The following is a 26,661-nucleotide window of genomic DNA, read 5'->3' as shown; positions in this document are numbered from 1 at the left end:
TTTGTAACTATTACTAAACCAATGCAACCAGTTGGGGATTTTTTAATTTCGAGCAATTCTCTAATTTACTTTTGAAGCTTACTGAAAATAATATTAATATTATTTTAATTATGCATTCTACGATTGATCCAGTTGATAATAATCAAAAACAACTAAGAAGCATTTCTAGTGTATTAAAAATTTGTACTCGTATACTTGTTCATTCTATAGAAGATTTGAATAGATTAAAATGTTTAGATTTGATAGATAATGTTAGCTTATTTCCTCATGGAATTTTAGATTTTGATAGTCAGAAAAGAAGGAAAATAAAGAATATATTTGGTAAAGCTTTTTTAAGTTTGAAAAATCGAGTTATAGCATCTTATGGCTTTTGTTTACCTAATAAAGGTTATGAAGAGTTGATTTATGCAATTCATATATTGAAGAAAAAGAAATTCAATATTAAATTGAGATTATTTTGTGCTATTTATGATGAAAATAATTTAGATTACTTTATTAAATTAAAGACTTTAATAGAGCAGCTGAATTTAGCTAATTTAGTTACTTTAAATGGTGATTATATGACAGACGAGGAGAGTTTGAATTTACTTGTAAATAATGATTTAATTATTTTTCCATATCAAAAAACAAGTGAGTCTTCAAGTGCTTCTGTTAGACATGGCTTGGCAACAGGTAGGCCAGTTCTGGTGACTCCTAATAGTATATTTAATAATATTTCTAGTTTTGTTGAGTATTTACCAGGTTTTGATCCTGAAAATATTGCAGATGGATTAATTGATTGGTACACAAATAGGAAATACGTTATGGAGTCTGATGACTCAAGAAATGAATTAATAAATAAACAAAAATTCAAAAATGTTTCTAAACTATTAATCAATATGATTCGCAGTTTAGAAATTAATTCATAATAAGTTGATTTGTTATTAGTAATTTAATGAATCATTTTATTTATTAATAAATCAATATTTATTTTTGCTTTCCATCCTAAATCACGGCTGAGTTGTTCTGGATTCCCAAAATTTTTCATTATTTCTGTTGCTCGAAATAAATTTTCATCTATTTCTACATGCTCTTCCCAGTTGAGAGCATATGCAGAAAATACTTTAGATATAAATGTTTTTAAGCTAGTTGCTTTACCAGTGCAAATTACATGATCTTTTATTTGTCCCGCGTTTGTCATTAAATAGACTGCTTCCATATATTCAGAAGCACAACCCCAGTCTCTTATGATTTCAATATTTCCTAGCTTGAGTTTTAAATCATTTTTCTCTTTAATAGCTTTTGCTGCTCTAATGATTTTTTGAGTAACAAATGTCTGTGGTCTTAATCGAGATTCGTGATTGAACATTACTCCTGTCATGCATTTTAAGTTATGTACATTTCGATAAAATTTAACGAGATTAAAACTAGTTTGCTTACTAATTCCATAGGGATTTTGAGGGTTTTGAACAGTTGAAATATCAGCTCCTTTTTCAGTATCTCCAAAAATTTCACTGCTTCCTGCAAAAAATATTTTTGATTCTAAGCTTGCGTTCTTAACCGATTCTAGAATATTTATTGTACCTTGAATTATACCTTGAGTTGTTTCTATGGGCTCTTCAAAAGATTTGCCTACTGAAGATTGAGCAGCAAAATTGTATATCTCATTAGGTTTGTTTTGACTAATTATCGATGAAATAAGTTCTATATTCCTTATATCTCCAGAGATAAAATCTATATCTTTATCTATGCCCAATTTTAAAATGTTGTTTCTTGTGTTGTCGGAGTTCCTCGAAAATCCAATAACTCTATAACCTTTTTTAAGCAATAAGAGGCTAATTAGTGATCCATCTTGACCATTACATCCTAAAACCAAGGCAGTTTTGCTATTCAATTGAGTCTTAAAACTGGATTTATTTTGTTCTATTAGTTTAGGGCAACTAGATCATTCATCTCAATTATCGGGTCGGAATTCATATTTTTTGGACAAATAATTAAGTTATTTAGATGTTTTTTGTTTGTGGTGTGCACTTTGATATCTGGTTAATTCGTTTACATAAAAACTCTCTTTGTCCACATGAACAAACAAAAAAAAATCGCTATTAAAAACTTATTTGTGCTTGTTTCAAACTCAAAAATTTCTCTCGAAAACCTGTGATACAAATAGATTATGACTGAAAGCCTCTCCTCTTTGTAATTGCTAAAAGATTCTTCTCATGTGTGGAATTAATAAAAGATGTAATTAATAGTTTGTTCGGATTTCCTTGTTTAACCAGATAAAAATCTTGCGGTCAGGGGACATGAAACATATACTTACGGGGATTCTGTTTCATTCAGGTTATATACTGCCTGTCCATAAACAGATAGCCGCAGTTTACCTGCGGAGATCACTACCCGATTAAGAAATTCTCTCCCCATGGCCAACGCGACTAGCACACAACTCCAAGAGCTTTACGTTGCATACTTCGGGCGCGCTGCTGATCCCACCGGTCTTGATTACTGGACTGAAAAAGGGATTACCACATCGAAGTTCGCAGCTGACATGTATGCTCAGGCGGAATTTAAAGATGTATACGGCAGTCTCTCTACTGAGTCTCAAGTAAATCAAATTTATAAAAACCTCTTCGATAGAGAAGCCGATGTAGATGGCTTGAACTATTGGACTCTTGAAATAAATTTGGGGAAAATACAACTTGCTGAGATTGCAAACCACCTTATTTACGCTGCTCAAAATAATGCAGGTAGCGAAGACGACAAAACAGCGTTAACTAACAGAACTAACGCTGCAGTTGCTTATACAGCAAAGGTTAAAGAAAGTTCAGAGGCTATTTTAGCTTTCCAAGCTGAATCTACTGATCCTTGGGTTGCTGGTGACAACATCACTGAAGCCATATCTTATCTATCAGGAATTGATAAGGACACAGCTCATACAGATGCTGGCATTGCTGCAAGCGTTACAACTATTACTGATAACGGTCCATCTGGTACTTCTCAAACCTTTACATTTACTACAGGTGTTGACAAGTTCAATGGTGGAAATGGAGCTGACATATTCAATGCCAACCTAACTACTAACTCCACAAACACTCTTAACGCTTTCGATGAGATTACTGGTGGATCTGGCTTAGACAAGCTATACGCAGATATCAGAACAGCAGTTACTCCTGCCAAAATCTCAGGTGTTGAGGAGATTCATGCAACCTTCTCTGGTGCAGTTACTTTTGGGGTAACAAATGCAACTGATCTGACAACAATTAACAACGTTTCCAGTACTGCAAATGCAACATTTACTGGAATAGCTGCTGGAGCAACATCATTCTCTGTTTCAGATGTAGCTTCCAGTACAACTAATTTTGGTTATCTATCAACAACTGGTTCACAGGCAGCCACAGTTGCATTAAATAACGTAACTGGTGGTAGTGATGCAGAGATTTCAATAGACGGCGTTGAAACTCTTACTTTTAACTCTAATACCGCAGCTAGCACTTATGAAATTGCAGCTGATGCAGCGACAACAGTCAATTTCGGTGGAGCTGCTGATCAAACAGTTGTACTAGATGCAACAACAGTTAATATCAGCAAATTTGATGCTTCTACAGCTACTGGCGATGTCACACTTACTGGTATTAACCAAACAGGTGTTGGAGGATCTGTTGATCTAACCGTTACCGGTGGAGCAGGAAATGACTCTCTTACTCTTACGGCTAACACTGGTCAAAATTTGAGTGTTTCTGGAGGTGCTGGTGATGACACAATTACCAACACTGCTCTTGCAATTACTGACACAGTTGATGGTGGAGACGGTACAGATACCATCGTTACTAATAACGCAGTTGCAATAGTCTTAGATAACGCAACAAGAACAACATTCACAAATGTTGAAGCGATTACTATTAACAACGAATTCGATGGAAGCTTAAGTACTCAGTTGATTGCTGAATCTATTGATACAGTTAATTTGACTCTTGCTAATGCAAATATCATTGACTCGGCTGAAACCATCACTGGTGGAGCTGGATCTTTCACTGTAAACATCGGTAATACTTCAACTGATGCTAATGGTGTCTTAGCTGCGGCTCTAACAGTTGCTGACACTGGATCAGCTACAACAGATAGTCTTACTATTGCCAACAAAGCAAAGACATCTGCTGGCGCTAACGTTGATATCTTCGGTGCTACCGCTTTCACATCTACTGGATATGAGAACGTAACTATCGATACTGGTACAGGATCTGGTGCAGATCAACTTGATATAACTACTCTAACGATCACTCCTGACTCGATTACAGGAACTGCTGTATCTCTAACTCTGACTGGTACCAACGCAATCGATATTGCTACAAGTCTTACAACAACTGCAACAGGTCTGATGACTGTTGATGCTTCAGGCTTGACAGCGCAGGATACAGGTACAGACACCTTAGTTATCTCTGTAACTGCTCAGGGAACTTCAGGTACAGCAAGTATTACTGGATCTTCTGGAGAAGATACAATTATAGTTGGAAACTTTGCTTCAACAATCAAAGGTGGAGACGGTAATGACTCACTAGTTGGCGGTACAGCTAATGACGCTATTTACGGTGGTGACGGTAATGACACTATTACCGGTTCTGGAGGTAACGATATTTACGATGGTGGAGCTGGTGATGACTCGTTTACTGTTCAGGGTACCTCTGTAAATCTTGATGCAGGTTCAGGTAACGACACAGTTAACATGGACGCCACATTGTCCTCTGGTGACACAGTTAAAGGTGGAGCCGGAACCGACATTTTGGCGATAGATTCAGCGGCTACTGCTACATCCTCTGAAGGCGTTACAGGATTTGAAACACTAAGAGTTGATTCTGAGCTTTCTCAGGACATGGTTCAGTTTACTAACAACTCTGGTTTCACCAGAATTGAAATGAATCATGCTGGTACCGTTAGCATTACCAATGCTAGTAATACAGTTACTGAGTTTTCCGTCCGAGACCAGGGTGCATCTGATACAACTACCTTTGATCGTTTGTTAGATAACTCTTCTAACACTCTTACCGTTCAAGCTCATACTGATGCAGCTACAAGTATTATTTCTTTGATCGTTGACGACGAAGAAACATTGACGATCGATGATGGTGCTATTGATTCAGCTCTAGCCTTTGTTATTACTGATCTTCACGCTGAAGATCTTGTGACATTGAACATCACTGGTGGATCGAATTTCACAATAACGAACGCTATACAGTCTCAGGCAACCGCAGTTCTAACAACTATTAACGCTTCTACTAACACTGGAACAGTTAGTATCGATGCAGATAATGCAACTTTGGGACTAACCTTTACTGGTTCGACTACAGCAGCTAACACACTATCTGGTGGTGCTGGTGGAGACACCATTACTGGTGGTGGTGCTGCAGATACACTTACTGGTGATGGTGGTAGCGACTCGATCACTGGTGGTGATGGAGCAGATACACTTACTGGTGGTAATGGTGCAGATACAATCCTTGGTGGTGCTGGAGCTGATGTGATCTCCGCGGGTGGTGGAAAAGACTCAGTCACTGGTGGTGCTGGTGCAGACACATTTAGGCTGTACGCTACCGCCTCTAATAATGACGAGATTACTGACTTTGATGCATCACAGACTGACCTAGTTGCATTTGATATCTCTGATATCGAGGGTTTGACAGCTGTCACTGACTTTGTAGAACTTGATGCAACTACTGTTGCAGCAGCTACTGGAGTCATCTTGAGTGTTAACGCTACTGCTGCTGTTGACCTTGATAGTGCTGATACAAACGTTACTTCTGCTGCATTCCAGTGTAACTATTCAAGTGCTTCAGAGTTACAAGCAGATATGAGATCAAACTTAACTGTTGCAGCTACCTTTATTGCTGGTGACGGTATCCTTGTTTTCTATGATGATGGAACAAACACTACAGCTGCTATTGCAACTACAGCTGGTGGTGGTGGAAACGCAGTCCTAACTGACTGGGTTGTTGCTGATATAGCTACCTTCACCGGTGTTACTGATGCGACATCAATCGTTAGTGCTAACTTGACTACATTTAGAGCATAACTATTTAGTTAACCTCCCCCTCCTTTGGAGGGGGTAATTTTTTTAAAAGCCACTACATAGTGGCTTTTTTTTTAACTATTTTTATTTTTTCTTATTTTTGTTGAGACTTAATTCTTTTATTTTTTAATAACATAGATGATTTCAACAATTTTTTATCATCCTGAAGCCTACAGCACCTCTGGTTCAAAATTAATGGGGAGAAATGCAGCTGGCGAATCATTTCTTCGTGGATATTTAACTCATAGTAATACTGATGAATTTTGGGTTCTTGTAGATGATCCTAAGTATGCAAAAGAATATTTAGAAAAAGTACTTTCTTTCGGAAGGTCTGAACCCGTTAAAGCTATTTTCAATAATTCTCTTAACGCACTCTCTGAATCTGGCTTAGTCTTCTATCCAGGTCCTGATATTTCTAAATATTCTTTTAGACGTGCTTCACTTGAACGACATGGATCATGGAGCCTTTGTGGAATAACACATACGACATCTTCAATCAGAGCAATGGATGCGATTGTTGATTTAATTTCAAGTCCAATTTACCCTTGGGATTGTCTTATTTGTACTAGTAATGCATCTAAAGCAAATGTGGAAAATATCTTACAAGCACAGGTTGATTTTCTTAGGAATAGACTTGGAATTACAACATTTGTTTTACCTCAACTACCAGTTATACCTCTTGGTATTCACACAGATGATTTCGTATTTACTCCTTTTCAAAAAGATTCTGCTCGCAAAGAACTTCAAATATCATCCGATGCAATTGTTGTTCTCTTTATGGGGCGATTGTCTTTTCATGCTAAGGCCCATCCTTTGGTGATGTATCAAGCGTTAGAAGCCGCAGTTCAAGCTACAAATAAAAATGTTGTCCTTGTTGAATGTGGATGGCATGCAAATGAATACATTGCGAAAGCTTTTGTTGAAGCAGCTAAAACGAGTTGTCCTAATATATCTGTTTTAAATTTAGATGGTCGGAATAAAAGTAATAGAGATTTAGCTTGGGCGAGTGCAGATATTTTCTGCTCTTTTTCCGACAATATTCAGGAGACTTTTGGTATTACTCCTATTGAGGCCATGGCTGCAGGGCTTCCTGTTGTGGTTTCTGATTGGGATGGCTATAAAGATACAGTGCGAGATGGAATAGATGGTTTTCGTATTCCTACAACTATGCCTTCAGCTGGCTTGGGAAATGATTTATCATATCGCCATGCATTAGGACTGGATACTTACGATATGTATTGTGGGAAAACCTCTTCTTTAGTTGCCGTTGATGTAAAAGAGGCTACTAATGCATTTATCAAATTATTTGATTCACCTGATTTAATACGTCAAATGGGTAAGGCAGGTAGAAAACGTGCAATAGATTCATATGATTGGAGAGTGATAATTTCCAAATATGAATCGCTTTGGTTGCGTTTAAGAGATATCAGAGAGACTCATGTAAAAGAATTAAAACCTTTGAAGTATCCATGGCCTGCTCGTATGGATCCTTTTCATTCTTTCTCACATTATTCAACATATAATCTTTCAACAGACACACTATTTTCCCTGCTTGATAATGACCTTCAAGTAGCTATGCAAAGATTAGATAGCTACTTTAAATTAGATATGGTCAATTTTACGAAAGATATACTACCAAGTTATGATGAAATATATCAAATCTTGAAAGCAGTAGAAAGTGCTCCTCAATCAGCACTAGAGATAATCAGTAGATTTCCTGAAAAACGTCAATCTTTTATTTTTAGGAGTTTGACTTGGTTTCTCAAAATTGGCATTTTGATGAAATTAGATCAACCAAATAATTTTGGTAATGTTGTTGAAGATAAATTGATATGAAAATTCTTTTTATTCATCAATGGTTCCCTGGGCAGTTTAGACATTTAGCTCCCTTTTTACTAAGTAAAGGTCATACTTTATTTGCCATGTCAATGAATCCTAGTCTTGGAAACAAGTGGCAAGGTATCGAAATTATTCAATATAAAGCCGAACGTTTTTCTACGCCTAATATTCATCCTTGGGTTACTGACTTTGAAACCAAAATTATTAGAGGTGAGGCTTGTTTTAGGAAAGCAATAGTTATGCGAAAAGAGGGATTTTATCCCGATTTAATCATTGCTCATCATGGGTGGGGGGAAAGTTTATTTTTGAAGGAAGTATGGCCTAAAGCGAAGCTTGGTATCTATTGTGAATTTTTTTATTTAAATAATGGAGCAGATACTGATTTTGATCCAGAATTTCCAGTTCTTGATGTTGGGAATGTCTGTAGATTGCGTTTAAAGAACTTGCAACATCTTTTGCAATTTGAGGATGCGGATGCTGGAATTTCTCCAACTCATTGGCAAGCTAGTACTTTCCCAGAATCCTTTAGATCAAAGATAAGTGTTATTCACGATGGTATTGATACTCAAAAAGTTATACCTAATAAAAATGTGCAAATGACTATTAATCAAAACCATGTACTGACTAAAAATGATGAGGTGATTACCTTTGTGAATCGAAATTTGGAACCATATAGGGGATATCACATTTTCATGAGATCATTGCCGGAGTTGCTTAAACGGAGGCCCAAAGCAAGAATTCTTATAGTTGGTGGAGATGATGTTAGTTATGGTACAAGGCCTGAAAATGGAGAAACCTGGAAAAACATTTTTGCAGCAGAGGTTCGGCCTCATATTGATAGCGTCGATTGGGGAAGAGTGCATTTCCTTGGAAATATCGAATATAAAAAATTTTTACCTCTTCTTCAATTATCCACTGTCCATATTTATCTGACCTATCCATTTGTTCTTTCATGGAGTTTGATTGAGGCGATGAGTTGTGGTTGTGCAATTGTGGCAAGTGATACGAAACCTTTACATGAAGTTATTGCAAATAATCAAACTGGGAAATTAGTTAATTTTTTTGATATTGAGAATTTGGTTAATCAAGTTTGTCATCTTCTTGATAGTCCTGAAGATAGAGAACGACTAGGTAATAATGCAAGAGATTATGCTAAAGAGAATTATGATTTAAAGAATATTTGTTTGCCTAAACAAATAGAATGGGTTGAGAGATTATTAAACTAAAAATTGACTAATTAAGAGATTTTAATGAATCTGCTTTATCACTAAATTTCTTTAGTAGTAATTGCAAATAAGTGACTTTTCTTAGTTTGATATTTGCAGTTAAACTCATTCCTGCTTGAAGAGGAAGAGTTTTTCCTGATTTAAGTTTTAAAACTTGATTCTTTAATGTTATCTTTGCTGGAAAGCGAAATCCTTTTCTTTCTGTTGGGTTAGGAGGCAATGCATCTGATCCTATACTCGTCACTGTTCCCTCTATAACGCCAAAATCCGATGCAGGAAAAGAGTCAATACTAATATCAGCATTTTTTCCTACTTTTACAAAGCCAATTTTTCTTGGATCAATATCAATTTTAGCTAGGAGATTATCTTTAGGCACAATTTTTAAAACAGGTTCGCTGGTGCTTGCAACGTATCCTGGACCCTTAGGCTTTAAATCAAATACTATTCCATCAATTGGAGAAATGATTTCTTGATAACTCATTTGCACTCTATTAGTTGCAATACGTTGTTTAATATCTTCTATCTTTTCTTGTTGTTGTAAGTATTGAAGTTCTGAAACTGCTCCTTCTTTAACAAGCAAACTTAATTTTTTTGCAATGATATTATTTAGTTCAAGATTTTTTTGAAGAGAATTATTTCTGGATTCGGTAATTTGAGTATCTAAAAGAATTAATATTTGATCTTTTTTTACAGAATCTCCTTCATTAACTAAAACTTTACTCGTTACACCTTCAATAGGCATTTGGACGTCAATTACACCACCTTTAGGTTGAAGTTTTCCTGCAGCGATGACCACTTCATCAGTCTCTGCAACAGCAAGCCAAGTTACCGCAAAACCTGCACTTCCCATGATGAACCAAGTAATTGTCCTGGCCCAGAATTTTGATTGAGATAGAATTACATGGTTATTATTTGAAATGCGTCCAAAATTATTTACTTTATCCTGGAGTAACTGAAATAAGAGTATTGGATCGAATAAATTAGAGTTAAATTTCCCATTGAATTTTTGTATTAAGTGTTTTGAATTAACCTTTCCCTTAAAACTTGTAATGAACTGATTAGGATTTATTTTAACAATAAAATTTTTGTTGATTTTTGAGATTTTTTTTAATAATTTATTATCCATAATTTTAATTTGACTCTTGTTGGCAATAGAGAGCAAAATATCTTCCTTTGAGATTCATCAGTTCTTCATGAGTACCAGTTTCTACAATAGTGCCTTCATGTAGCATTAAAATTAAATCTGAATTTTTTACTGTACTTAATCTATGAGTTATAAAAAATACAGTTCTACCCTTACTTGATGATCTAAGTCCTTCGCAAACTTTTCTTTCCGTTTCATAATCAAGTGCACTTGTAGCTTCATCCATTATTAACAACTTTGGATTGCTCAAGAGAGTCCTTGCTATTGCTATTCTTTGTTTCTGTCCTCCCGATAGTCCAGATCCTCTTTCTCCTATGTTTGTGCTATAGCCATCATTTAAATCCATAATAAAATCATGAGCATTGGCAATTCTTGCGGCTTTAACAATTTCCTCGCTTGGTGCCTCTGGATCAGTAAGAGCAATATTACTATTGATACTTCCAGCAAATAGAAGTGGTTCTTGAGGGACAATTCCTATCTGCCTTCTTAATGAATAAAGTTCAACTTTATTGACATCGTAATTATCAATCAGCACTTTGCCACCTTGAGGCTTATAAAGCCTCGGTAGTAATTTCATTAATGTACTTTTTCCACTACCACTTTGCCCAACAACTCCGACAAACTGGCCAGATTTTATTTTTAAATTTATATTTTTTAGAATTACATCTTTATCATCGTTAAAAGTAAAAAAGATATTTTTAAATTCAACATTACCAGTAATACTTGGTAAAGGAATTTTTTCTTTATCTTTATCTGAGGTCTCTTCAGGAGTATCAATAATATCTCCTAATCTTTCAAAGGATACTCTTAGTTCTTGTATATTTTGCCATATGGTACTAAGTCTTAGTAGTGGTTGAGTCACGTAAGAAGAAATAATCCTAAATGCAATTAGTTGCCCAAGTGTTAACTCACCTTTGAGAACAAGAGAAGCTCCAGCCCAAAGCACTACAAGCTGCGAAATTTGTTGAAGCACTTGACTAGTCTCTCCAAGGGCTGTTCCAGTAATAGTTTTCTGAAAAGATTTAGCAATATATGTGTTATAAAGCTCTTGCCATTTCCATCTACTAACTCTCTCTACATTTTGAGCTTTAACAGTTTGTATCCCTGTTAAGATTTCAACAAGATGACTTTGTGTTTTTGCATTTTCTTGGGCAATCTCTCTTATTTGCCTTCGAATTAATGGAGTCCCTACTAAAGTTATTAGTATTTGAATAGGAACTACACCTAAAGCAAGTAGTGTAAGTAACCAGCTATAAAATAGCATTACAATTATGTATATGAGCGAAAAGGCTGCATCTAAAATTGTTGTTAAAGCTTGACCAGTTAAAAAATTTCTAATTTTTTCTAATTCTGCAACCCTACTTCCTAATTCTCCTACAGGTCTTCGATCAAAATAATTTAGAGGTAAACGAAGTAAATGATCTATAACCTCTGCTCCAAGCCTTGTATCTATTCTATTGGTAGTTTCAGTAAATAAAAATGTTCTTAAACTTCCTATGATTCCTCCAAGTATAGTTATAACTACTAATGCTAATCCTAGAATTTGTAAAGTATCCATGCTTCTTTGATTAATTACTTTGTCTATAATTATTTGAATCATTAATGGATTAGCTAAACCAAAAAGTTGTACAACAAATGAGGCAAGCAAAACTTGAGATAGAACACCTTTATATTTATTAATTGATGGTAGTAGCCATTGAATTCCAAACTTTACTTCAGGTGTTTGCTCGTGCTTTTCTACAGACAATAATTCAATAAATCCTTCAGGAAAAGATTCATTAAAGTGTTCAGGCTGAATTTTAATAGAACCCTCACTAGGTGAAATTATTTCTAGAAAATCTGATCGGCTTTCTTTAACAACAGCAAAGGCTTCCTTCCAGACAATTAATGATGGAGATGGAAGCCTATTTGCAAATTTTGCAGGTAATTTTGTTGCAAAACTCCGGAGACCCATCATAGAGGTAATACTTCCTAAAAGTTGTATAGTTGGCTTCTTCCCACTTGTTAAATTGTCGCGAAGTATCTTATCAATTGCATCTACTCTATAGGGTAGATTTAATTCTGACGCCAACATTTGTAAGCATGCAATTGTTTCTCTTAATTCACCTTTAGCACGTATAATTTTGAAATTCTTATTATTCTTATATTGACCCATATCTTCAACAGTTTCATAAATATCAGGGTTAGTATATTCGGAATCTGAAACTGAGAAATCCCCATTATTTAATGTATCATTGTTTGAATCTATTGAACTAGATAATTGAGATATTTTTTCATAAATCTCTTTAGGAATTTCAAAAACTCTCCCATCCAGTTTGCCCCTAATACTAATTTTTTTTCTAACATTAATTAAATCATAAAGTCTGTATCCATCTATATTATCGCTTCCAGCAATGCTAACGTAATCTTCTTTTGGTTCTAATATTTCTTCGTCTACAATTGATTTTAATCTAATATTTTTTATTAAGATATTGATTAATTCTTTTAAATTAAATATTTTTTTCGGGAGATTTTCGTTTAAATGATTCGCAATTGAATATATCTCAGGAAATTGAATTTTGCTTTGACACCAGTCTCTAAAATTTAAATCATTTTCATATAAATCTAAAATAATTGTATCAGATAAACCTATGGCAATTAATTCATTAACTGCCATGATTTCTTCGCAACCATGAGCTCTTAAAATTGATGAAAGACCAACAAAAGTAATTGGTTTAAGTTTGACAATGGTCTCAGAACTCATACCATTATCATGAAGAAATCTTGCTTGTCCTTGAAGAATAATAAAAACTTTATTTGGTATTATTTCTTTTTTGCAGAGTGGCTGCCCAAGAGAGAATTTTATTAATTGAGCATCTGCTTTTAACTTTTCAATGTTAGCTGCATCGATATTTTTAAAAGCTTCTATTTCTCTAAAATTAATATTCATGTGTATTAGTTATATTATTTTTCAGGGTTTTTATTGAGGATATTTTGTCTGAGCTCTTCAGACTTAGTTTCTATATAGTCGTTAAATAGTTCTTCTCCCATTTTTTTTCGCATAAATTCATCTAATTCAGCTGCATCATAAGATTCTAGTCTGGTCACTACATAGAAACCTTGTACTTGCAGTGGTTGATTAATGAAGCCTGGCTCACTTGTTCTTAAAATCTGTAGAACACCAGGATGTGTTTTTGCTGCCTCAATTGGGCCAACAATACCTCTAGTTCTCTTTTCTATCCCCTCTGAATACTTGGCCGCAAGGTCTTCGAAGCAAGCTTCTTTTTCGATAATCCTTTGATATAGTTCTTGAGCTTTATAAGGATCTTTAACTCTAATAATACTGTAAATGATGATATCTAATTGAGATTTCCTTTTAAGAAATCTGGCATCTAACTTGTTTGAAAAATTCTGTTGGTAAAATTCTTGGAGCTTTAAATTTTGAAGAGCTGCATGCTCAAATTCAATTTTTTGCAAATTTTGAGACTTTAGCCATTCTTCAAACTTTTCATCATCAGTTAATCCATATTTTTCTTTAATTTTCTCAATATTTTTTTTTTCTATCTCTTTCTCTATAGTTAAATTATCTAGCTCGCTTTTTATTAGCTCAGTTTTTATCAAAGGGAATAAAAGTCTATTTTTTTCAAGTAATAAAATAGATTTATTGGATAGACAATCTAAAGTCTCTAACATTAGTTAAAAACTTTTAAGATTCAACAGCATTTTTAAGTGCTGTGGAGTATGCAACTTGAGCTGTTTTTGCTACTGCCAAAAGTGATTGAAGTCTATTGATTTCGGTCTGAACAAATTGAAGACTTGCAAAATTTTTCTTTGCATCATCAGAAAATGAATCAGTATCATAATCTTTTCCATCAATAGTAATTTTAGCCATTTTTTTATTAAAAACTAATTATTTATACTCTTTGAATGAAGACTATGTCTAGTTCGGTTACCCGACGAAATATGTTTCGATTTGAATTTCTTAAAGATTGATTAGTGGAATTAATTTCATATAAACCTAACTTCTTGAAACGTTAGTTGAATTTGTAAATAGTTTTATAATTCTTCGAGATTCTTAGAATTGTATTGAGACTTCACTTTTTATTATTATGAATTTTATTAATACCTTAAGTTGATAAATTAATATTAGAATATCTAATTTTCATGAAATCTACATATATGTTTGTTTATTAGGTATTCATATGAAAAACAAAATCTAATTTTTTAGTTTAATTCTTTTTTTGCTTCATTTAAATCATTTTTTATCATTTCTGAGATCATTTCTTTTAAAGAGATTTTAGGGAGCCAACCAAGCTCTTGCCTAGCTTTACTAGCATCTCCAACTAATGTTTGAACTTCAGAAGGACGATAATACTTTTTATTTACTCTGATCACGATTTTATTATTATCTGATCTTTTTCCAATTTCATCTGATCCTTTTCCTTCCCAAATGATATCTCCCCATTGGAGCTCTTGTGCAGAAAGTTCAATGAATTTTCTTACAGAGATTTGTTGTCCAGTCGCAATTACATAATCTCTTGGTTCTTTTTGTTGGAGCATTAACCACTGCATTTCAACATAGTCTTTCGCATGCCCCCAATCACGTAAAGATTCAAGATTTCCAATATCTAAATATTCTTGAAGACCCAACTCTATTCTGGATAAACTTTTAGTGATTTTTCTCGTAACAAAAGTCTCTCCTCTTCTTGGTGATTCGTGATTAAAAAGTATGCCATTACAAGCAAACATTCCATATGCCTCTCTATAGTTAACAACTATCCAGTAAGCATATAATTTTGCTACTCCATAAGGACTTCTTGGATGAAACGGTGTTTTTTCGTTTTGAGGTGTTTCTTTAACTAGACCGTACAGCTCAGATGTACTAGCCTGGTAAACCTTAGTTTTTTTTGTTAGTCCAAGTATTCTGACAGCTTCAAGTATCCGTAAAGGTCCAAGTGCATCTGTTTGGGCAGTATATTCAGGGGTATCGAAGCTGACGTGAACATGACTTTGGGCACCTAAATTATAGATTTCATCAGGCTGGGCATCATGAATAATGCGAAGGATATTAGTGCTATGTGTTAAATCGCCATAGTGTAATTGAAGCTTTTGATTGTGATCATAATGAGAGAGATTGTCTATCAGTTGTGTATTCTTTTGGCTAGATCGTCTTATCATTCCATGAACTTCATAGCCTTTTTCAAGTAGAAGTTTTGCAAGGTAGCTTCCATCTTGCCCTGTTATGCCTGTGATCAGAGCGGTTTTGTTTTGACTCACCCTTGTTTCTTGACGCTTTTTAGAATCCTACTGTACTGAGCATTCTTAACTATAAAAAAGATTAGAAATCCTGAAAAATTTTATTATATAGCGATTAAATCTTTGTGCTATATTCTTTTTTATTTAAAGTTTATAAACAATTAATTAATAATAATTTGTATATTTAAAATATTTAATCTTTAAGCATTGCAACTCTCATAAACAATATAATATAATAATTGAACTGATATAAACATAAATGTTTGCAAAGTTATTAGGAGATCCAAATGGGAGAAAACTTAAGCGATATTCTCCACTAGTCACAGACATCAATATTTTGGAAGAGGATTTATTGAATATTAGTGATGAAGATTTAAGAACTCGAACATCTAATTTTCGAATAAAGCTTGAAAAGACTTCTTCTTTTGATGAACAGCTTGCTTTGCTTGATAATTTGCTTCCCGAAGCTTTTGCTGTAGTTCGAGAAGCTTCGAAAAGAGTTTTAGGTATGAGGCATTTTGATGTTCAATTGATTGGAGGAATGGTTCTTCATGAAGGGCAAATTGCTGAGATGAAAACAGGGGAGGGTAAAACATTGGTTGCTACTTTGCCCAGTTATTTGAATGCTTTGACAGGAAGAGGAGTTCACGTGGTCACGGTCAACGATTACTTAGCAAGAAGAGATGCTGAATGGATGGGGCAAATCCATCGCTTTCTTGGACTTAGCGTTGGATTAGTTCAACAATCTATGGCCCCTCCAGAAAGAAAAAAGAACTATTCCTGTGACATTACATATGCAACGAACTCTGAGTTGGGATTTGATTATTTGCGAGATAATATGGCAGCTGATAAATCTGAAATTGTTCAAAGAGATTTTCAATTTTGTGTAATTGATGAAGTTGATTCGATTTTGATAGACGAGGCTAGAACACCTTTAATTATCTCTGGACAAGTTGAGCGTCCGCAAGAAAAATACCAAAAAGCTGCTGCAGTTGTAGAGAATTTAAAAAGGGCGATTGATACCAGTAAAGATGGAATTGATCCAGAGGGGGATTATGAAGTAGATGAGAAACAAAGGAGTTGTATCCTTACGGACGAAGGATTTGCTAAAACTGAGGAGCTTTTAAAGGTTAAAGATTTATTTGATCCAAAAGATCCTTGGGCTCATTATGTAACTAATGCTCTTAAGGCCAAAGAACTTTTTGTTAAAGATGTTAATTACATCGTTCGTGATAAAGAAGCGGTAATCGTAGATGAATTTACAGGTAGAGTCATGCCTGGAAGACGATGGAGTGATGGGCAGCATCAAGCCATTGAAGCTAAAGAAAATCTTCCTATTCAGCCAGAGACTCAAACTTTGGCTTCAATTACTTACCAAAATTTCTTTCTCCTATATCCCAGACTGTCAGGTATGACAGGAACTGCAAAGACTGAAGAAGTTGAATTTGAAAAAACATATAAATTGGAAACTACTGTTGTGCCAACCAACCGCAGAATTTCAAGAGAAGATTGGGTTGATCAAGTTTTTAAAACTGAATCGGGTAAATGGAGAGCAGTAGCAAAAGAAACAGCTGATATTCATAATCAAGGAAGGCCGGTTCTAGTAGGTACGACAAGTGTTGAAAAGAGTGAGCTGTTAAGCACTCTTTTGTCGGAGCAACAAATACCTCATAATCTATTAAATGCAAAACCTGAAAATGTTGAAAGAGAAGCTGAAATAGTTGCTCAAGCCGGTCGTTCAGGAGCTGTGACTATTGCTACTAATATGGCTGGAAGGGGGACGGATATAATTCTTGGAGGCAATAGCGACTATATGTCAAGATTGAAAATCAAAGAAATTCTTAGTTCTCGTTTAATAAAACCTGAGGAAGGTCATAAGCCTCCAATTCCTCTTCAACGAAACTCTGAGTCAGTCGGTTTTAGTGAAAGTGAGAAACAACAATCTAAAAGGTCAAAAAAAATCCAATCTGTATCGCTGAAAAATATTTTTCCTGTATTGCTGAGTGAAGAAACTGAACAAAAGCTAGTTTCATTAGCCTCAAAATTAGTCAAAGAATGGGGTGACAGAGCTCTTAGTTCAATTGAGCTAGATGATTATATTGCTACTGCTGCCGAGAAAACACCAACACAGGATAAAAATATCGAGGAATTAAGAAACGCAATACAATTAATAAAAAAAGAATATGAAGTAGTTTTAAATCAAGAAGAAACAAATGTTCGTCAAGCAGGCGGGTTACATGTAATTGGAACTGAACGTCATGAATCTAGAAGAGTTGATAATCAATTGAGAGGTAGATCTGGGAGGCAAGGTGATTTAGGAAGCACACGTTTTTTCTTGTCGTTGGAAGATAACCTTCTACGTATTTTTGGAGGAGATAGAGTGGCAGGTTTAATGAATGCTTTTAGGGTTGAAGAAGATATGCCTATTGAGTCTGGAATGCTTACTCGCTCTTTAGAGGGAGCCCAAAAAAAAGTAGAGACTTATTATTATGATATTAGAAAACAAATATTTGAATATGATGAAGTAATGAATAATCAAAGAAAAGCGGTTTATTCAGAAAGAAGAAGAGTATTAGATGGTAAAGAGTTGAAACTTCAAGTCATCGGATACGGTCAGAGAACTATGGAAGAAATAGTTGAAGCATATGTTAATGAAGATTTACCACCTGAGGAATGGGACTTGGTCAATTTAGTCTCTAAAGTGAAAGAATTTATTTATTTATTAAGTGATCTCAAATCTGAAGAATTACTTGGATTAAATAAAAATGAATTAAAAGATTTTTTAAAAGAACAGTTAAGAAATGCCTATGATATTAAAGAAGCTCAAGTAGAGCAAACTCATCCAGGAATAATGAGGCAAGCTGAAAGATTCTTTATACTTCAACAATTAGATACTCTTTGGAGAGATCATTTACAGTCAATGGATTCATTGAGAGAATCAGTTGGCTTAAGAGGATATGGTCAAAAAGATCCATTGATAGAATATAAAAATGAAGGATATGATATGTTCTTAGATATGATGATAAATATGAGAAGGAATGTAATTTATTCGATGTTTATGTTTCAGCCAGCTCAAAAAAAAGTAGAAGTATAAATTAAATAATTAATTTTTTTTATGATCAATGTTGATACCAATGATTTGCAAAAATTATACATAGCATATTTTGGAAGACCTGGAGATCCATCTGGAATCAATTATTGGCTCTCACGATCTAATGAATCAATTACATTAAGAGAGATATCTAATGAATTATCTAGGCAAGATGAATATACAAAGTATGTTGCTCATGAAAAATCTCTTGAATTTAAGATCAATAAAATATATTTAAATTTATTTAATAGGAAAGCTGATTTTGATGGTTTGAATTATTGGATTGATATGGTTAATAATAAAGACTATCAAATTTCTGATATTGTCTATAACTTATTATACGTTAAAAATAAACCTTATTCAATTGATATCAATCAAGAGGAAAAAGATATTAATATTATCCAAAATAAAACTTCTGCTTCAGAAATATTCACTAAACAAATAAGTAAAAGTATTACTTTGATTAATTTGTATAAACCTGATTCAATTACTCCTTGGCTCTCGGGAAAATCATTTATTAGAGTATCTAATTTTCTTGCTAATATTACGCATGAAAAGGTTTCTTACGAAAATGTAAAAGACTTTATAAGTTCTTTATCTGATGATTCGTTAAATATACTTACTAAGTCGGCAATTGAAATTAAAGGTGTTTCTCTTTCTATTCCTATTTATTATTTAGAGAATAGATCTTTAACAAAGAGAGTTGCAAAGAAGGTTATTAATATTACAGGTGGGGCCTTAGATCAATCAAAGAATAGGACTAATATTATTGCTTTAAATAATATTAACTTAAAGATTATGAAAGGAGAGAGAGTTGCATTGATTGGTCATAATGGCTCTGGTAAAAGTAGTTTTCTAAGACTTATTTCTGGCATATATTTACCTACTAGTGGAAAAATAAAAATTCTAGTAGATGTTTATCCGATGCTGCAAAAGACTTTTCTAACTAGTTCAGAACTTTCAGGAATCGATGCTTGTAAAGCACACTATTTATTGAAAAACCATACCTTAAAAGGTTTTGAAACTTTCTTAAATGAAATAATAGAATTTTCAGGACTCGGATCATATATCTCTTTACCAATTAAAACCTATAGTGAGGGTATGTCTGCAAGATTAATTTTTTCAATTCTGACTTCCAGTCCGCATGATTGTTTAGCAATAGATGAAGGTTTTGGTACTGGTGATGCCGATTTTTGTGATCGCGCTGAAGAAAGAATGAAACAATTTATGGAATCAGCAGCAACATTGTTTTTAGCAAGTCATTCTGAAGAACTTTTAAAACAGTTTTGTAATAGAGGTATTGTTTTTAGTCATGGTTCAATTGCATATGATGGTCCTTTAGATGCTGCTTTGAATTATTATCATACACATGATTATTATCGTAAAAATGTTATTGGATAATTTTAAATTTGCCTTTAAGACTAGAAAGGCTTGGTGGTATACAGCCACCTCTAGGTCTAGAGCAAGGTTTGCTAGAACTACCCTTGGTAGCTTTTGGTTAGGTTTATCTAATTTATTATCCATAGGAACTTTAGGAGTTGTTTATGGTACTGTTTTTTCAGTAGATAATTTTAGTTCTTACTTTATATACCTAGGATTTGGCTTAGTTATATGGAATACAATTAGTTCATCAATTTCTAATTCACCTAATTTATTTGTACATAATTCATCAAATATAAAGAATATGAATCTTAAGCCTATTTTTTATACTTTAGAGGAATGGTCTTTTCAAGTACAAACTTTCATTCAGTCATTTATATTAGTTTTTTTGGTATTTCTTTTCTTCAAATTATCATTAATAAGTAATCTATTAATTTATTCATGGATACCATTTTTTAATTTTTTAATTTTCATATACTGGTTCCCTGTAATTGTTTGCCTTATTAGTGTTCGTTTTACTGATATCGCTCAATTAGTTCCTATTGTTCTTCAGTTGGTTTTTCTGACTTCTCCAATTTTGTATACAAAAGAAAGTTTAGGTTCTTTATCTTGGATTACAAATTTAAATTTTATTTATCAGATTTTAGATCCTTTAAGGCTAAGTATTATTAATGGTTCAATTAACTACCAGAATTCAATTTTAATTTTAAGTTTTAATTTTGTCGGTCTTTTTATTACTTTTAGATTGCTTGATTTGGAGAGTAAAAGACTACCTTTTTTGCTGTAAATAGTCTTTAAAAGTTATAACTTAACTATTTGTTTCGTTTATTTCATCTCCTATAAATTCAATAATTTCTTTATCTCTTAGACTCTGTGATTCACCAAATATAATATCTTCTTTTTTTCGTTTCGTCTGTATCTTAATGACTAGATCTTGCAAGCCTAAAATATCACTTTCTAATTGATCAATTCTTTCCATAAGATTACGAAGAACATTGGCTTCTGTATCTGGCAAAGCAGAATGTGCTAGGGGATTGATTTTTTCTCCACTTTGGTGAACTACTCTTCCTGGGATCCCAACAACTGTACTGTTTGCTTCTACATGTTTAACAACAACTGATCCTGCTCCAATTCTTGTGTTAGTTCCTACACGAATACCCCCCAGTACTTTCGCTCCAGCACCTACAACGACATTTGATTCAAGGGTAGGGTGTCTTTTTCCACTTTCTTTTCCAGTGCCTCCTAAAGTTACACCTTGGTAAAGCAAGCATCTATCTCCTATTTCACTTGTTTCTCCTATCACTACTCCCATCCCATGATCGATAAAAACACCTCTACCAATCTTTGCACCAGGATGAATCTCTACACCTGTTAAAAATCTTGTTATGTGACTCAGTAACCTTGGCAAAAGTGGAAGCTTATATTTCCAAAGTTTGTGGCTAAGTCTATGAATAGCCAAAGCTTGAAAGCCTGGATAACAAAAAATAATTTCCCAAACGTTCCTAGCAGCTGGATCTCTTTCTTTGATTATTGAGAAATCAGATCTTAGTGATCGAAACATTGATTCCTAATGCAATATTTATTCTTGAAGGCCAATCTCTTTACTCAACTCTTCAATTGTAGAGTCACTTAGATACTTTTGTGCGCAATGAATTTGGGGCATTCTCATTAATTGAGATCTATTTTGCCTCAAAGTATGCTCAATCACAGGCAGACTAGGATTATCACAAATGACATGACTTGCTGTTCTTAGCAATGTAATTAATCTGCTTCCCACATCAGGATTTGCGGTCATCAAAAGAATTTCATTACCTCGCATACTATGTAATATTACCTCTGCTGCCCTTAGTATCCCTGGGCTTATACTGACAATTCCTACACAACTTCCTGAACGAAGCTTTTTTAAAATAGTTAACTCTTTTTGGAAATCACTTAAATCTACCGCTACTGCCCTGACTTCATGACGCCTGGCTAATTCTTCTAGAGGTTGTAAGAAATATCTACTCGTAACAACAGTGCCTTGACTTGAATTTTCTAAAACACTTTCTAGTTCTTCCATAGGCACAACTTCAACAGGAACGTCTAGATGAGGCGCCAACTCTTCAGCTATCAATAATGATGCTCCAATATCTTCTCTTGGAGTACTAACTAATAAACGAGCACCACACCTTAGTCTCCAGTCAATTTCACGTGTGAATAATTCTCTAGTTTGCTGTAATGTGCATCCTGAATTTAAAAGTTCATCAATACTTTTGCGAACTTCAAGGTCTACATCTTTAATGATTTTTTTTCGCAAAGAGGGAGATCCACTTCTTAAATCTTTTTGCTTTTGTTGATCTCGAACATAAATTCCTGATCCCGCAATAGCTTCTACTACCCCATCAGTTTCAAGTTGCCTATAAACTTTACTTATTGTGTTTCGATGTAATCCAGTTTGCATAGCTAATTGTCTGGTACTAGGCAACCTATGACCAGGAGGATAGTGCCTAGCCGCAATAGCAAAACAAATCTGGTTGTATAGCTGACTAGATGCAGGTATTTCACTATCTTGTTGAATATGGAATCGCACGCTCTATTAGGCCAGGCTTTATGAGGCTACATTAATAAATAGAATGGCTAGTGACAATTAAATCTTTGTCCATTGTCAACTTTGTTTAATTTAATCGATTGTTCTCAACGCTTTTTTAGGTTCAGTTGAATCTGCTTCTTTTTTTATTAAAGGAGTTTTACGAGGAGTTAAAAACATAATCATATTTCTTCCCTCTCTTTTTGGGGATTGCTGAACTTCTGATTTTTCTTCTAGATCTTTTGCCATTCTTTTCAAAAGAGTTTCAGCAAGAGCAGTATGTTGAATTTCACGACCTCTAAAAATAACGGTGCACTTCACTTTATCTCCAGCTTTTAGGAAGCGAGTCGCTTGGCTAATCCTTACTTGATAATCGTGTTGATCAATTTTATATCTCATTTTTACTTCTTTAACCTCAGTTTGATGAGATTTTTTCTTGGCTTCCTTAGCTTTTTTTTCTTGTTCAAATTTAAATTTTCCATAATTCATTATTCGACATACTGGCGGAGTGGCCTTTTCGCTTACTAAAACAAGATCTAGCTCCCTGTCTTTGGCAACTTCAAGAGCTTCTTCTCTACTTATGACACCAAGCTGAGTGCCATCTGAATCAACAACTCTCAAGCTGGCATAGTTGATTCTTTCATTAATGTTGGGCAGCTCTCTTTCTGGAGCGCGACGATCAAAACGGGGACGTGGTGGCATTCAGTGATAATTTATGTGGAAAGTAACTTTTGGGTTAATTCTAAGCATATCTGAAGTAATCAACCTAGAACCTCATATATGCAAGATAAAGCTTCCGATAGTGCGTTCTCATAATTTAACCATTTAGAATTATGCTTATTTCTAAACCAAGTCTTTTGTCTTTTGGCAAATTGGCATGTTCTTTTGATAGTTATTTCTAAAGCCTCCTCAGAATTAATCTTTCCATTAATAATAGACGTTGCTTCACCATATCCAATAGTTTTAAGTAACTGTAAATCATTTCCATATTTATTAATCAAATTTTCTGTTTCTTCAATTAACCCATTTTTATACATTTTCTCAGTTCTATGCTTGATTCTTGAGATTAAATTGCCTGGGTTCAATCCAAGTTCCAAAACGCTCCAAGGAGGAGCCGTAAAGTTTTTTTGTTGAGAAAACATCTTTCCTGTTGCATAAAAAACCTCTAAAGCACGTATTGTTCTAGTCGAGTCTGCTGGATGTATTTTTTTTGCAGCATTAGGATCGCAAGTTTTTAATAAATTATGTCTTTCGTTCTTTTCCATTTTGATAAGTTGATCTCTTAAGAATTTTTGAGGTGATACGGGTGGGGGCGTAAGTCCTCTAACCAAAGCTTGAAGGTACAGTCCACTTCCCCCAACAAGTAATATTATTTTTCGTTTTTTTAATTCTTTCTTAATTGAAGTACTTGCGATCAGTTGAAAATCATGGATATTGATTGGTTTTGAAGGTAAGCACAAATCAATCAAAAAATGATGAACTTGTTTTTGTTGTTCTAGAGTTGGTTTTGCAGTACCAATATTCATATCGATATATACCTGTCGAGAATCAACATTGTGAATTTCAGTATTGATTTTGTCAGCGATCTCAATTCCAAGTTCCGTTTTTCCACTTGCAGTTGGACCCATAAGAGCTATTACAAGAGGCTTATTGGGTTGCATAATTCGCTTTCAGAAGGTTTATTAGCAGTAATTGCATGACAATTAATTTTTTTGATTTGGTTTTGAAATTTTCCTAAGACTTTCTTTTATACCAATGTTAAATTGAAATTTCAGGAACGGTTTCGACTAATACTCGCATCAAATACAACCTTGCCTGTTTGCATTAATCCGAATGAGTAAAGATTCAAAAGTTCAAGCGGCATATGGTGCTGAGCAGATCCAAGTCCTGGAAGGCTTGGAACCTGTTAGGAAGCGCCCTGGGATGTATATAGGCTCAACAGGGTCTAAAGGGCTGCATCATCTTGTATATGAAGTTGTTGATAATGCTGTAGATGAGGCTCTTGCTGGCCACTGCGATCAAATTACCATCTTACTTTGCGAAGATGGCTCGGCATCTATTACGGATAATGGTCGAGGAATTCCAACAGATATTCATCCTCGCACTGGTAAAAGTGCGCTAGAGACAGTTTTAACTGTTTTGCATGCTGGTGGAAAATTCGGAAGTGGTGGTTATAAGGTTTCAGGAGGATTGCATGGAGTAGGAATTTCAGTAGTTAATGCTTTGAGTGAGTGGGTAGAAGTTACGGTTCGTCGACAAAAAAAAGTTCATTTCCAGAGATTCGAACGAGGAGCATCTATTGGAAACTTAAAATCTGAGGATCTTTCTAAAGCTGACCAAAATTTAACAGGTACTACCGTTTGTTTTAAACCTGATAATCAAATTTTTACTGATGGTATAACTTTTGAATACGGAATATTATCGTCAAGACTTAGAGAACTTGCTTATTTAAATGGAGGAGTTCGTATTGTTTTTCGTGATGAAAGAAATAAGTCAAAAGATTCTCAACAAAGTCCATATGAAGAGGTTTATTTTTATGAAGGGGGCATCAAAGAATACGTAGATTATATGACTAAAGAAAAAGACTCATTACATCCAGAGATCATTTACGTTAATTCAGAAAAAGATGGAGTACAAGTAGAAGCTGCAATGCAATGGTGCGTTGATGCTTATTCAGATAGCATTCTTGGATTTGCTAATAATATTCGCACCATAGATGGTGGGACTCATATTGAGGGATTAAAAACAGTATTGACTAGAACATTAAACTCATTTGCAAAGAAAAGAGGTAAAAGAAAAGAGGGGGATTCAAACTTGGCCGGTGAAAATATTCGAGAAGGCTTAACAGCAGTTTTATCTGTGAAAGTTCCTGATCCTGAATTTGAAGGGCAAACAAAAACTAAATTAGGCAATACTGAAGTAAGGGGAATTGTTGATAGTTTGGTAGGAGAGTCTCTAAGTCAATATTTAGAATTCAACCCAGGTGTGATTGACTTAATTTTAGAGAAAGCTATTCAAGCTTTTAACGCTGCTGAGGCTGCAAGAAGAGCCAGAGAGCTTGTTCGCAGAAAAAGTGTTTTAGAAAGTTCTACATTGCCAGGTAAATTGGCTGATTGCAGTTCAAGAGATCCTTCAGAATCAGAAATTTATATAGTTGAGGGAGATTCTGCTGGTGGCTCAGCGAAGCAAGGAAGAGATAGAAAGTTCCAAGCAATTTTACCTTTAAGAGGAAAAATTTTAAATATTGAAAAAACTGATGATGCGAAGATTTATAAAAATACTGAGATTCAATCTTTAATAACAGCACTTGGTTTAGGTATCAAAGGAGAAGATTTTGAAGTTAAGAATCTTAGATATCACAGAGTAGTGATAATGACTGATGCTGACGTTGATGGTGCTCATATTAGAACTTTACTTTTGACTTTCTTTTATAGATATCAAAAGGCTCTTGTAGAAGGTGGGTATATTTATATTGCTTGTCCTCCTCTCTATAAAGTTGAAAGAGGAAAGAATCATAAATATTGCTATAACGAATCAGATTTACAAAAAACTCTTGCAAGTTTTGGAGAAAAAGCTAACTATACAATTCAAAGATTTAAAGGGTTAGGAGAAATGATGCCAAAACAATTATGGGAAACTACTATGGATCCTAATACTCGAATGATGAAAAGAGTTGAAATAGAGGATGCTCTTGAAGCTGATCGAATATTTACAATTTTAATGGGTGATAAAGTTGCTCCTAGAAGAGAGTTTATTGAAACTCATAGTGTTGATCTTGATCTTGCAACTTTAGATATTTAATGAATTTAATTAGTACTTTTATTGTTTGGACCTGGCTTTTAGGGATTTCTTTGGTAGTTCCAACTACATTGCCTGCTGGAGGTGCTCAAAAATCAATCATTCAGCAAAGTGAAAACAACTTGGGATCGCCATTAATTTCTTTAAGAGAATTTAACTTACTTTCTTCAGCCTCTTATAATTCATCTATTTTAACAAGTGTCAAACCTGGAACCCCTGTAAATATTCTGAAAGTTTGGGATGGCAAAGAAAATGGTAAATGGTTATTAGTTAGTGTAATAACTCAAAATTTTTGTCAATTATTTTATAAGAGAGGATGGGTTAATATTTAGATTAATTGAAAATTTA

Annotated in this window: 19 protein-coding genes; 9 read left to right on the top strand and 10 right to left on the bottom strand. The window is 34.2% G+C overall.

Annotated features, from left to right (window positions below; all coding sequences use genetic code 11):
* Nucleotides 1-110 precede the first annotated feature (110 nt).
* Complete coding sequence (locus tag DNJ73_RS09150) at nt 111-908, top strand: glycosyltransferase (protein WP_158467404.1); 798 nt, start codon at nt 111-113, stop codon at nt 906-908.
* 23 nt (nt 909-931) lie between these two features.
* Here the strand turns inward: DNJ73_RS09150 and DNJ73_RS09145 are convergent, their stop codons facing one another.
* On the bottom strand, nt 932-1,873 hold the full coding sequence (locus DNJ73_RS09145) for a GDP-mannose 4,6-dehydratase (RefSeq protein WP_187152642.1): 942 nt from the start codon (nt 1,871-1,873) through the stop codon (nt 932-934).
* A gap of 522 nt (nt 1,874-2,395) precedes the next feature.
* Between DNJ73_RS09145 and DNJ73_RS09140 the strand changes: the two genes are divergently transcribed.
* From DNJ73_RS09140 to DNJ73_RS09130, 3 genes are all read left to right on the top strand, one after another.
* Entirely contained in the window at nt 2,396-6,037 is a 3,642-nt protein-coding gene (locus tag DNJ73_RS09140; protein ID WP_158467402.1) for a DUF4214 domain-containing protein, read from the top strand.
* Between the two features lie 135 nt (nt 6,038-6,172).
* Nucleotides 6,173-7,870, top strand: a complete 1,698-nt coding sequence (locus DNJ73_RS09135; protein ID WP_158467401.1) for a glycosyltransferase family 4 protein — start codon at nt 6,173-6,175, stop codon at nt 7,868-7,870.
* The gene (locus tag DNJ73_RS09130; RefSeq protein ID WP_158467400.1) at nt 7,867-9,099 is read left to right on the top strand and encodes a glycosyltransferase family 4 protein; all 1,233 of its coding nucleotides are present in this window, start codon (nt 7,867-7,869) and stop codon (nt 9,097-9,099) included. The genes DNJ73_RS09135 and DNJ73_RS09130 overlap by 4 nt, the downstream gene beginning before the upstream one ends.
* 7 nt (nt 9,100-9,106) lie before the next feature.
* Here DNJ73_RS09130 and DNJ73_RS09125 read toward each other — a convergent pair whose 3' ends face one another.
* The 5 genes from DNJ73_RS09125 to gmd all read right to left on the bottom strand — a co-directional run bounded on the left by DNJ73_RS09125 (nt 9,107) and on the right by gmd (nt 15,499).
* Nucleotides 9,107-10,225, bottom strand: coding sequence for an HlyD family secretion protein (locus tag DNJ73_RS09125; RefSeq protein ID WP_158467399.1), 1,119 nt, complete (start codon nt 10,223-10,225; stop codon nt 9,107-9,109).
* Nucleotides 10,226-10,229: 4 nt separating this feature from the next.
* On the bottom strand, nt 10,230-13,172 hold the full coding sequence (locus DNJ73_RS09120; RefSeq protein WP_158467398.1) for an ABC transporter transmembrane domain-containing protein: 2,943 nt from the start codon (nt 13,170-13,172) through the stop codon (nt 10,230-10,232).
* A gap of 14 nt (nt 13,173-13,186) precedes the next feature.
* On the bottom strand, nt 13,187-13,915 hold the full coding sequence (locus DNJ73_RS09115) for a peptidylprolyl isomerase (protein WP_158467397.1): 729 nt from the start codon (nt 13,913-13,915) through the stop codon (nt 13,187-13,189).
* A 13-nt stretch (nt 13,916-13,928) separates the two neighbouring features.
* On the bottom strand, nt 13,929-14,114 hold the full coding sequence (locus tag DNJ73_RS09110; RefSeq protein ID WP_158467396.1) for a DUF6447 family protein: 186 nt from the start codon (nt 14,112-14,114) through the stop codon (nt 13,929-13,931).
* Between the two features lie 332 nt (nt 14,115-14,446).
* Nucleotides 14,447-15,499: a GDP-mannose 4,6-dehydratase gene (gmd, locus tag DNJ73_RS09105; RefSeq protein ID WP_158467395.1), complete on the bottom strand. Its 1,053-nt coding sequence runs from the start codon at nt 15,497-15,499 to the stop codon at nt 14,447-14,449.
* 238 nt (nt 15,500-15,737) lie between these two features.
* Here gmd and secA point away from each other — a divergent pair, with 238 nt between their 5' ends.
* Genes secA through DNJ73_RS09090 form a run of 3 tightly spaced genes read left to right on the top strand, consistent with a single transcriptional unit; the run spans nt 15,738 to nt 20,736 of the window.
* Nucleotides 15,738-18,572: a preprotein translocase subunit SecA gene (gene secA / locus DNJ73_RS09100; RefSeq protein WP_158467394.1), complete on the top strand. Its 2,835-nt coding sequence runs from the start codon at nt 15,738-15,740 to the stop codon at nt 18,570-18,572.
* Nucleotides 18,573-18,593: 21 nt separating this feature from the next.
* A complete protein-coding gene (locus tag DNJ73_RS09095) occupies nt 18,594-19,970 on the top strand; it encodes an ATP-binding cassette domain-containing protein (RefSeq protein WP_158467393.1) in 1,377 nt (458 codons plus the stop codon).
* On the top strand, nt 19,957-20,736 hold the full coding sequence (locus DNJ73_RS09090; RefSeq protein WP_257473445.1) for an ABC transporter permease: 780 nt from the start codon (nt 19,957-19,959) through the stop codon (nt 20,734-20,736). The genes DNJ73_RS09095 and DNJ73_RS09090 overlap by 14 nt, the downstream gene beginning before the upstream one ends.
* A gap of 21 nt (nt 20,737-20,757) precedes the next feature.
* Here the strand turns inward: DNJ73_RS09090 and cysE are convergent, their stop codons facing one another.
* From cysE to miaA, 4 genes are all read right to left on the bottom strand, one after another.
* Nucleotides 20,758-21,510 carry a serine O-acetyltransferase gene (gene cysE / locus DNJ73_RS09085; RefSeq protein WP_158467391.1) on the bottom strand — a complete coding sequence of 251 codons (753 nt, stop codon included), beginning with the start codon at nt 21,508-21,510 and terminating at the stop codon, nt 20,758-20,760.
* An 18-nt stretch (nt 21,511-21,528) separates the two neighbouring features.
* On the bottom strand, nt 21,529-22,518 hold the full coding sequence (locus DNJ73_RS09080) for a GntR family transcriptional regulator (protein WP_158467390.1): 990 nt from the start codon (nt 22,516-22,518) through the stop codon (nt 21,529-21,531).
* Between the two features lie 90 nt (nt 22,519-22,608).
* Entirely contained in the window at nt 22,609-23,217 is a 609-nt protein-coding gene (gene infC, locus DNJ73_RS09075; protein ID WP_158467389.1) for a translation initiation factor IF-3, read from the bottom strand.
* Between the two features lie 59 nt (nt 23,218-23,276).
* The gene (miaA, locus tag DNJ73_RS09070; protein WP_158467388.1) at nt 23,277-24,176 is read right to left on the bottom strand and encodes a tRNA (adenosine(37)-N6)-dimethylallyltransferase MiaA; all 900 of its coding nucleotides are present in this window, start codon (nt 24,174-24,176) and stop codon (nt 23,277-23,279) included.
* 172 nt (nt 24,177-24,348) lie between these two features.
* Between miaA and gyrB the strand changes: the two genes are divergently transcribed.
* Nucleotides 24,349-26,316 carry a DNA topoisomerase (ATP-hydrolyzing) subunit B gene (gene gyrB / locus DNJ73_RS09065; protein WP_158467387.1) on the top strand — a complete coding sequence of 656 codons (1,968 nt, stop codon included), beginning with the start codon at nt 24,349-24,351 and terminating at the stop codon, nt 26,314-26,316.
* Nucleotides 26,316-26,645, top strand: a complete 330-nt coding sequence (locus DNJ73_RS09060; RefSeq protein WP_158467386.1) for an SH3 domain-containing protein — start codon at nt 26,316-26,318, stop codon at nt 26,643-26,645. The genes gyrB and DNJ73_RS09060 overlap by 1 nt, the downstream gene beginning before the upstream one ends.
* The last annotated feature ends 16 nt before the right edge of the window (nt 26,646-26,661 follow it).

The sequence above is a fragment of the Prochlorococcus marinus XMU1408 genome, from assembly GCF_003208055.1.
GTDB classification, from domain to species: Bacteria; Cyanobacteriota; Cyanobacteriia; order PCC-6307; family Cyanobiaceae; genus Prochlorococcus_B; species Prochlorococcus_B marinus_A.
The sequence above is the reverse complement of the archived record's forward strand: the minus strand, read 5'-3'. Positions and strand labels throughout refer to the sequence as shown.

Bases quoted from the DNA above. Each gene is read 5' to 3' on its own strand.
- secA (WP_158467394.1), top strand. From the start codon at position 15,738: ATGTTTGCAAAGTTATTAGGAGATCCAAATGGGAGAAAACTTAAGCGA.
- DNJ73_RS09110 (WP_158467396.1), bottom strand. From the start codon at position 14,114: ATGGCTAAAATTACTATTGATGGAAAAGATTATGATACTGATTCATTT.
- DNJ73_RS09095 (WP_158467393.1), top strand. From the start codon at position 18,594: ATGATCAATGTTGATACCAATGATTTGCAAAAATTATACATAGCATAT.
- DNJ73_RS09125 (WP_158467399.1), bottom strand. From the start codon at position 10,225: ATGGATAATAAATTATTAAAAAAAATCTCAAAAATCAACAAAAATTTT.
- cysE (WP_158467391.1), bottom strand. From the start codon at position 21,510: ATGTTTCGATCACTAAGATCTGATTTCTCAATAATCAAAGAAAGAGAT.
- DNJ73_RS09135 (WP_158467401.1), top strand. From the start codon at position 6,173: ATGATTTCAACAATTTTTTATCATCCTGAAGCCTACAGCACCTCTGGT.
- DNJ73_RS09060 (WP_158467386.1), top strand. From the start codon at position 26,316: ATGAATTTAATTAGTACTTTTATTGTTTGGACCTGGCTTTTAGGGATT.
- DNJ73_RS09115 (WP_158467397.1), bottom strand. From the start codon at position 13,915: ATGTTAGAGACTTTAGATTGTCTATCCAATAAATCTATTTTATTACTT.
- gyrB (WP_158467387.1), top strand. From the start codon at position 24,349: ATGAGTAAAGATTCAAAAGTTCAAGCGGCATATGGTGCTGAGCAGATC.
- DNJ73_RS09130 (WP_158467400.1), top strand. From the start codon at position 7,867: ATGAAAATTCTTTTTATTCATCAATGGTTCCCTGGGCAGTTTAGACAT.
- DNJ73_RS09120 (WP_158467398.1), bottom strand. From the start codon at position 13,172: ATGAATATTAATTTTAGAGAAATAGAAGCTTTTAAAAATATCGATGCA.
- infC (WP_158467389.1), bottom strand. From the start codon at position 23,217: ATGCCACCACGTCCCCGTTTTGATCGTCGCGCTCCAGAAAGAGAGCTG.
- DNJ73_RS09150 (WP_158467404.1), top strand. From the start codon at position 111: ATGCATTCTACGATTGATCCAGTTGATAATAATCAAAAACAACTAAGA.
- DNJ73_RS09090 (WP_257473445.1), top strand. From the start codon at position 19,957: ATGTTATTGGATAATTTTAAATTTGCCTTTAAGACTAGAAAGGCTTGG.
- miaA (WP_158467388.1), bottom strand. From the start codon at position 24,176: ATGCAACCCAATAAGCCTCTTGTAATAGCTCTTATGGGTCCAACTGCA.
- DNJ73_RS09140 (WP_158467402.1), top strand. From the start codon at position 2,396: ATGGCCAACGCGACTAGCACACAACTCCAAGAGCTTTACGTTGCATAC.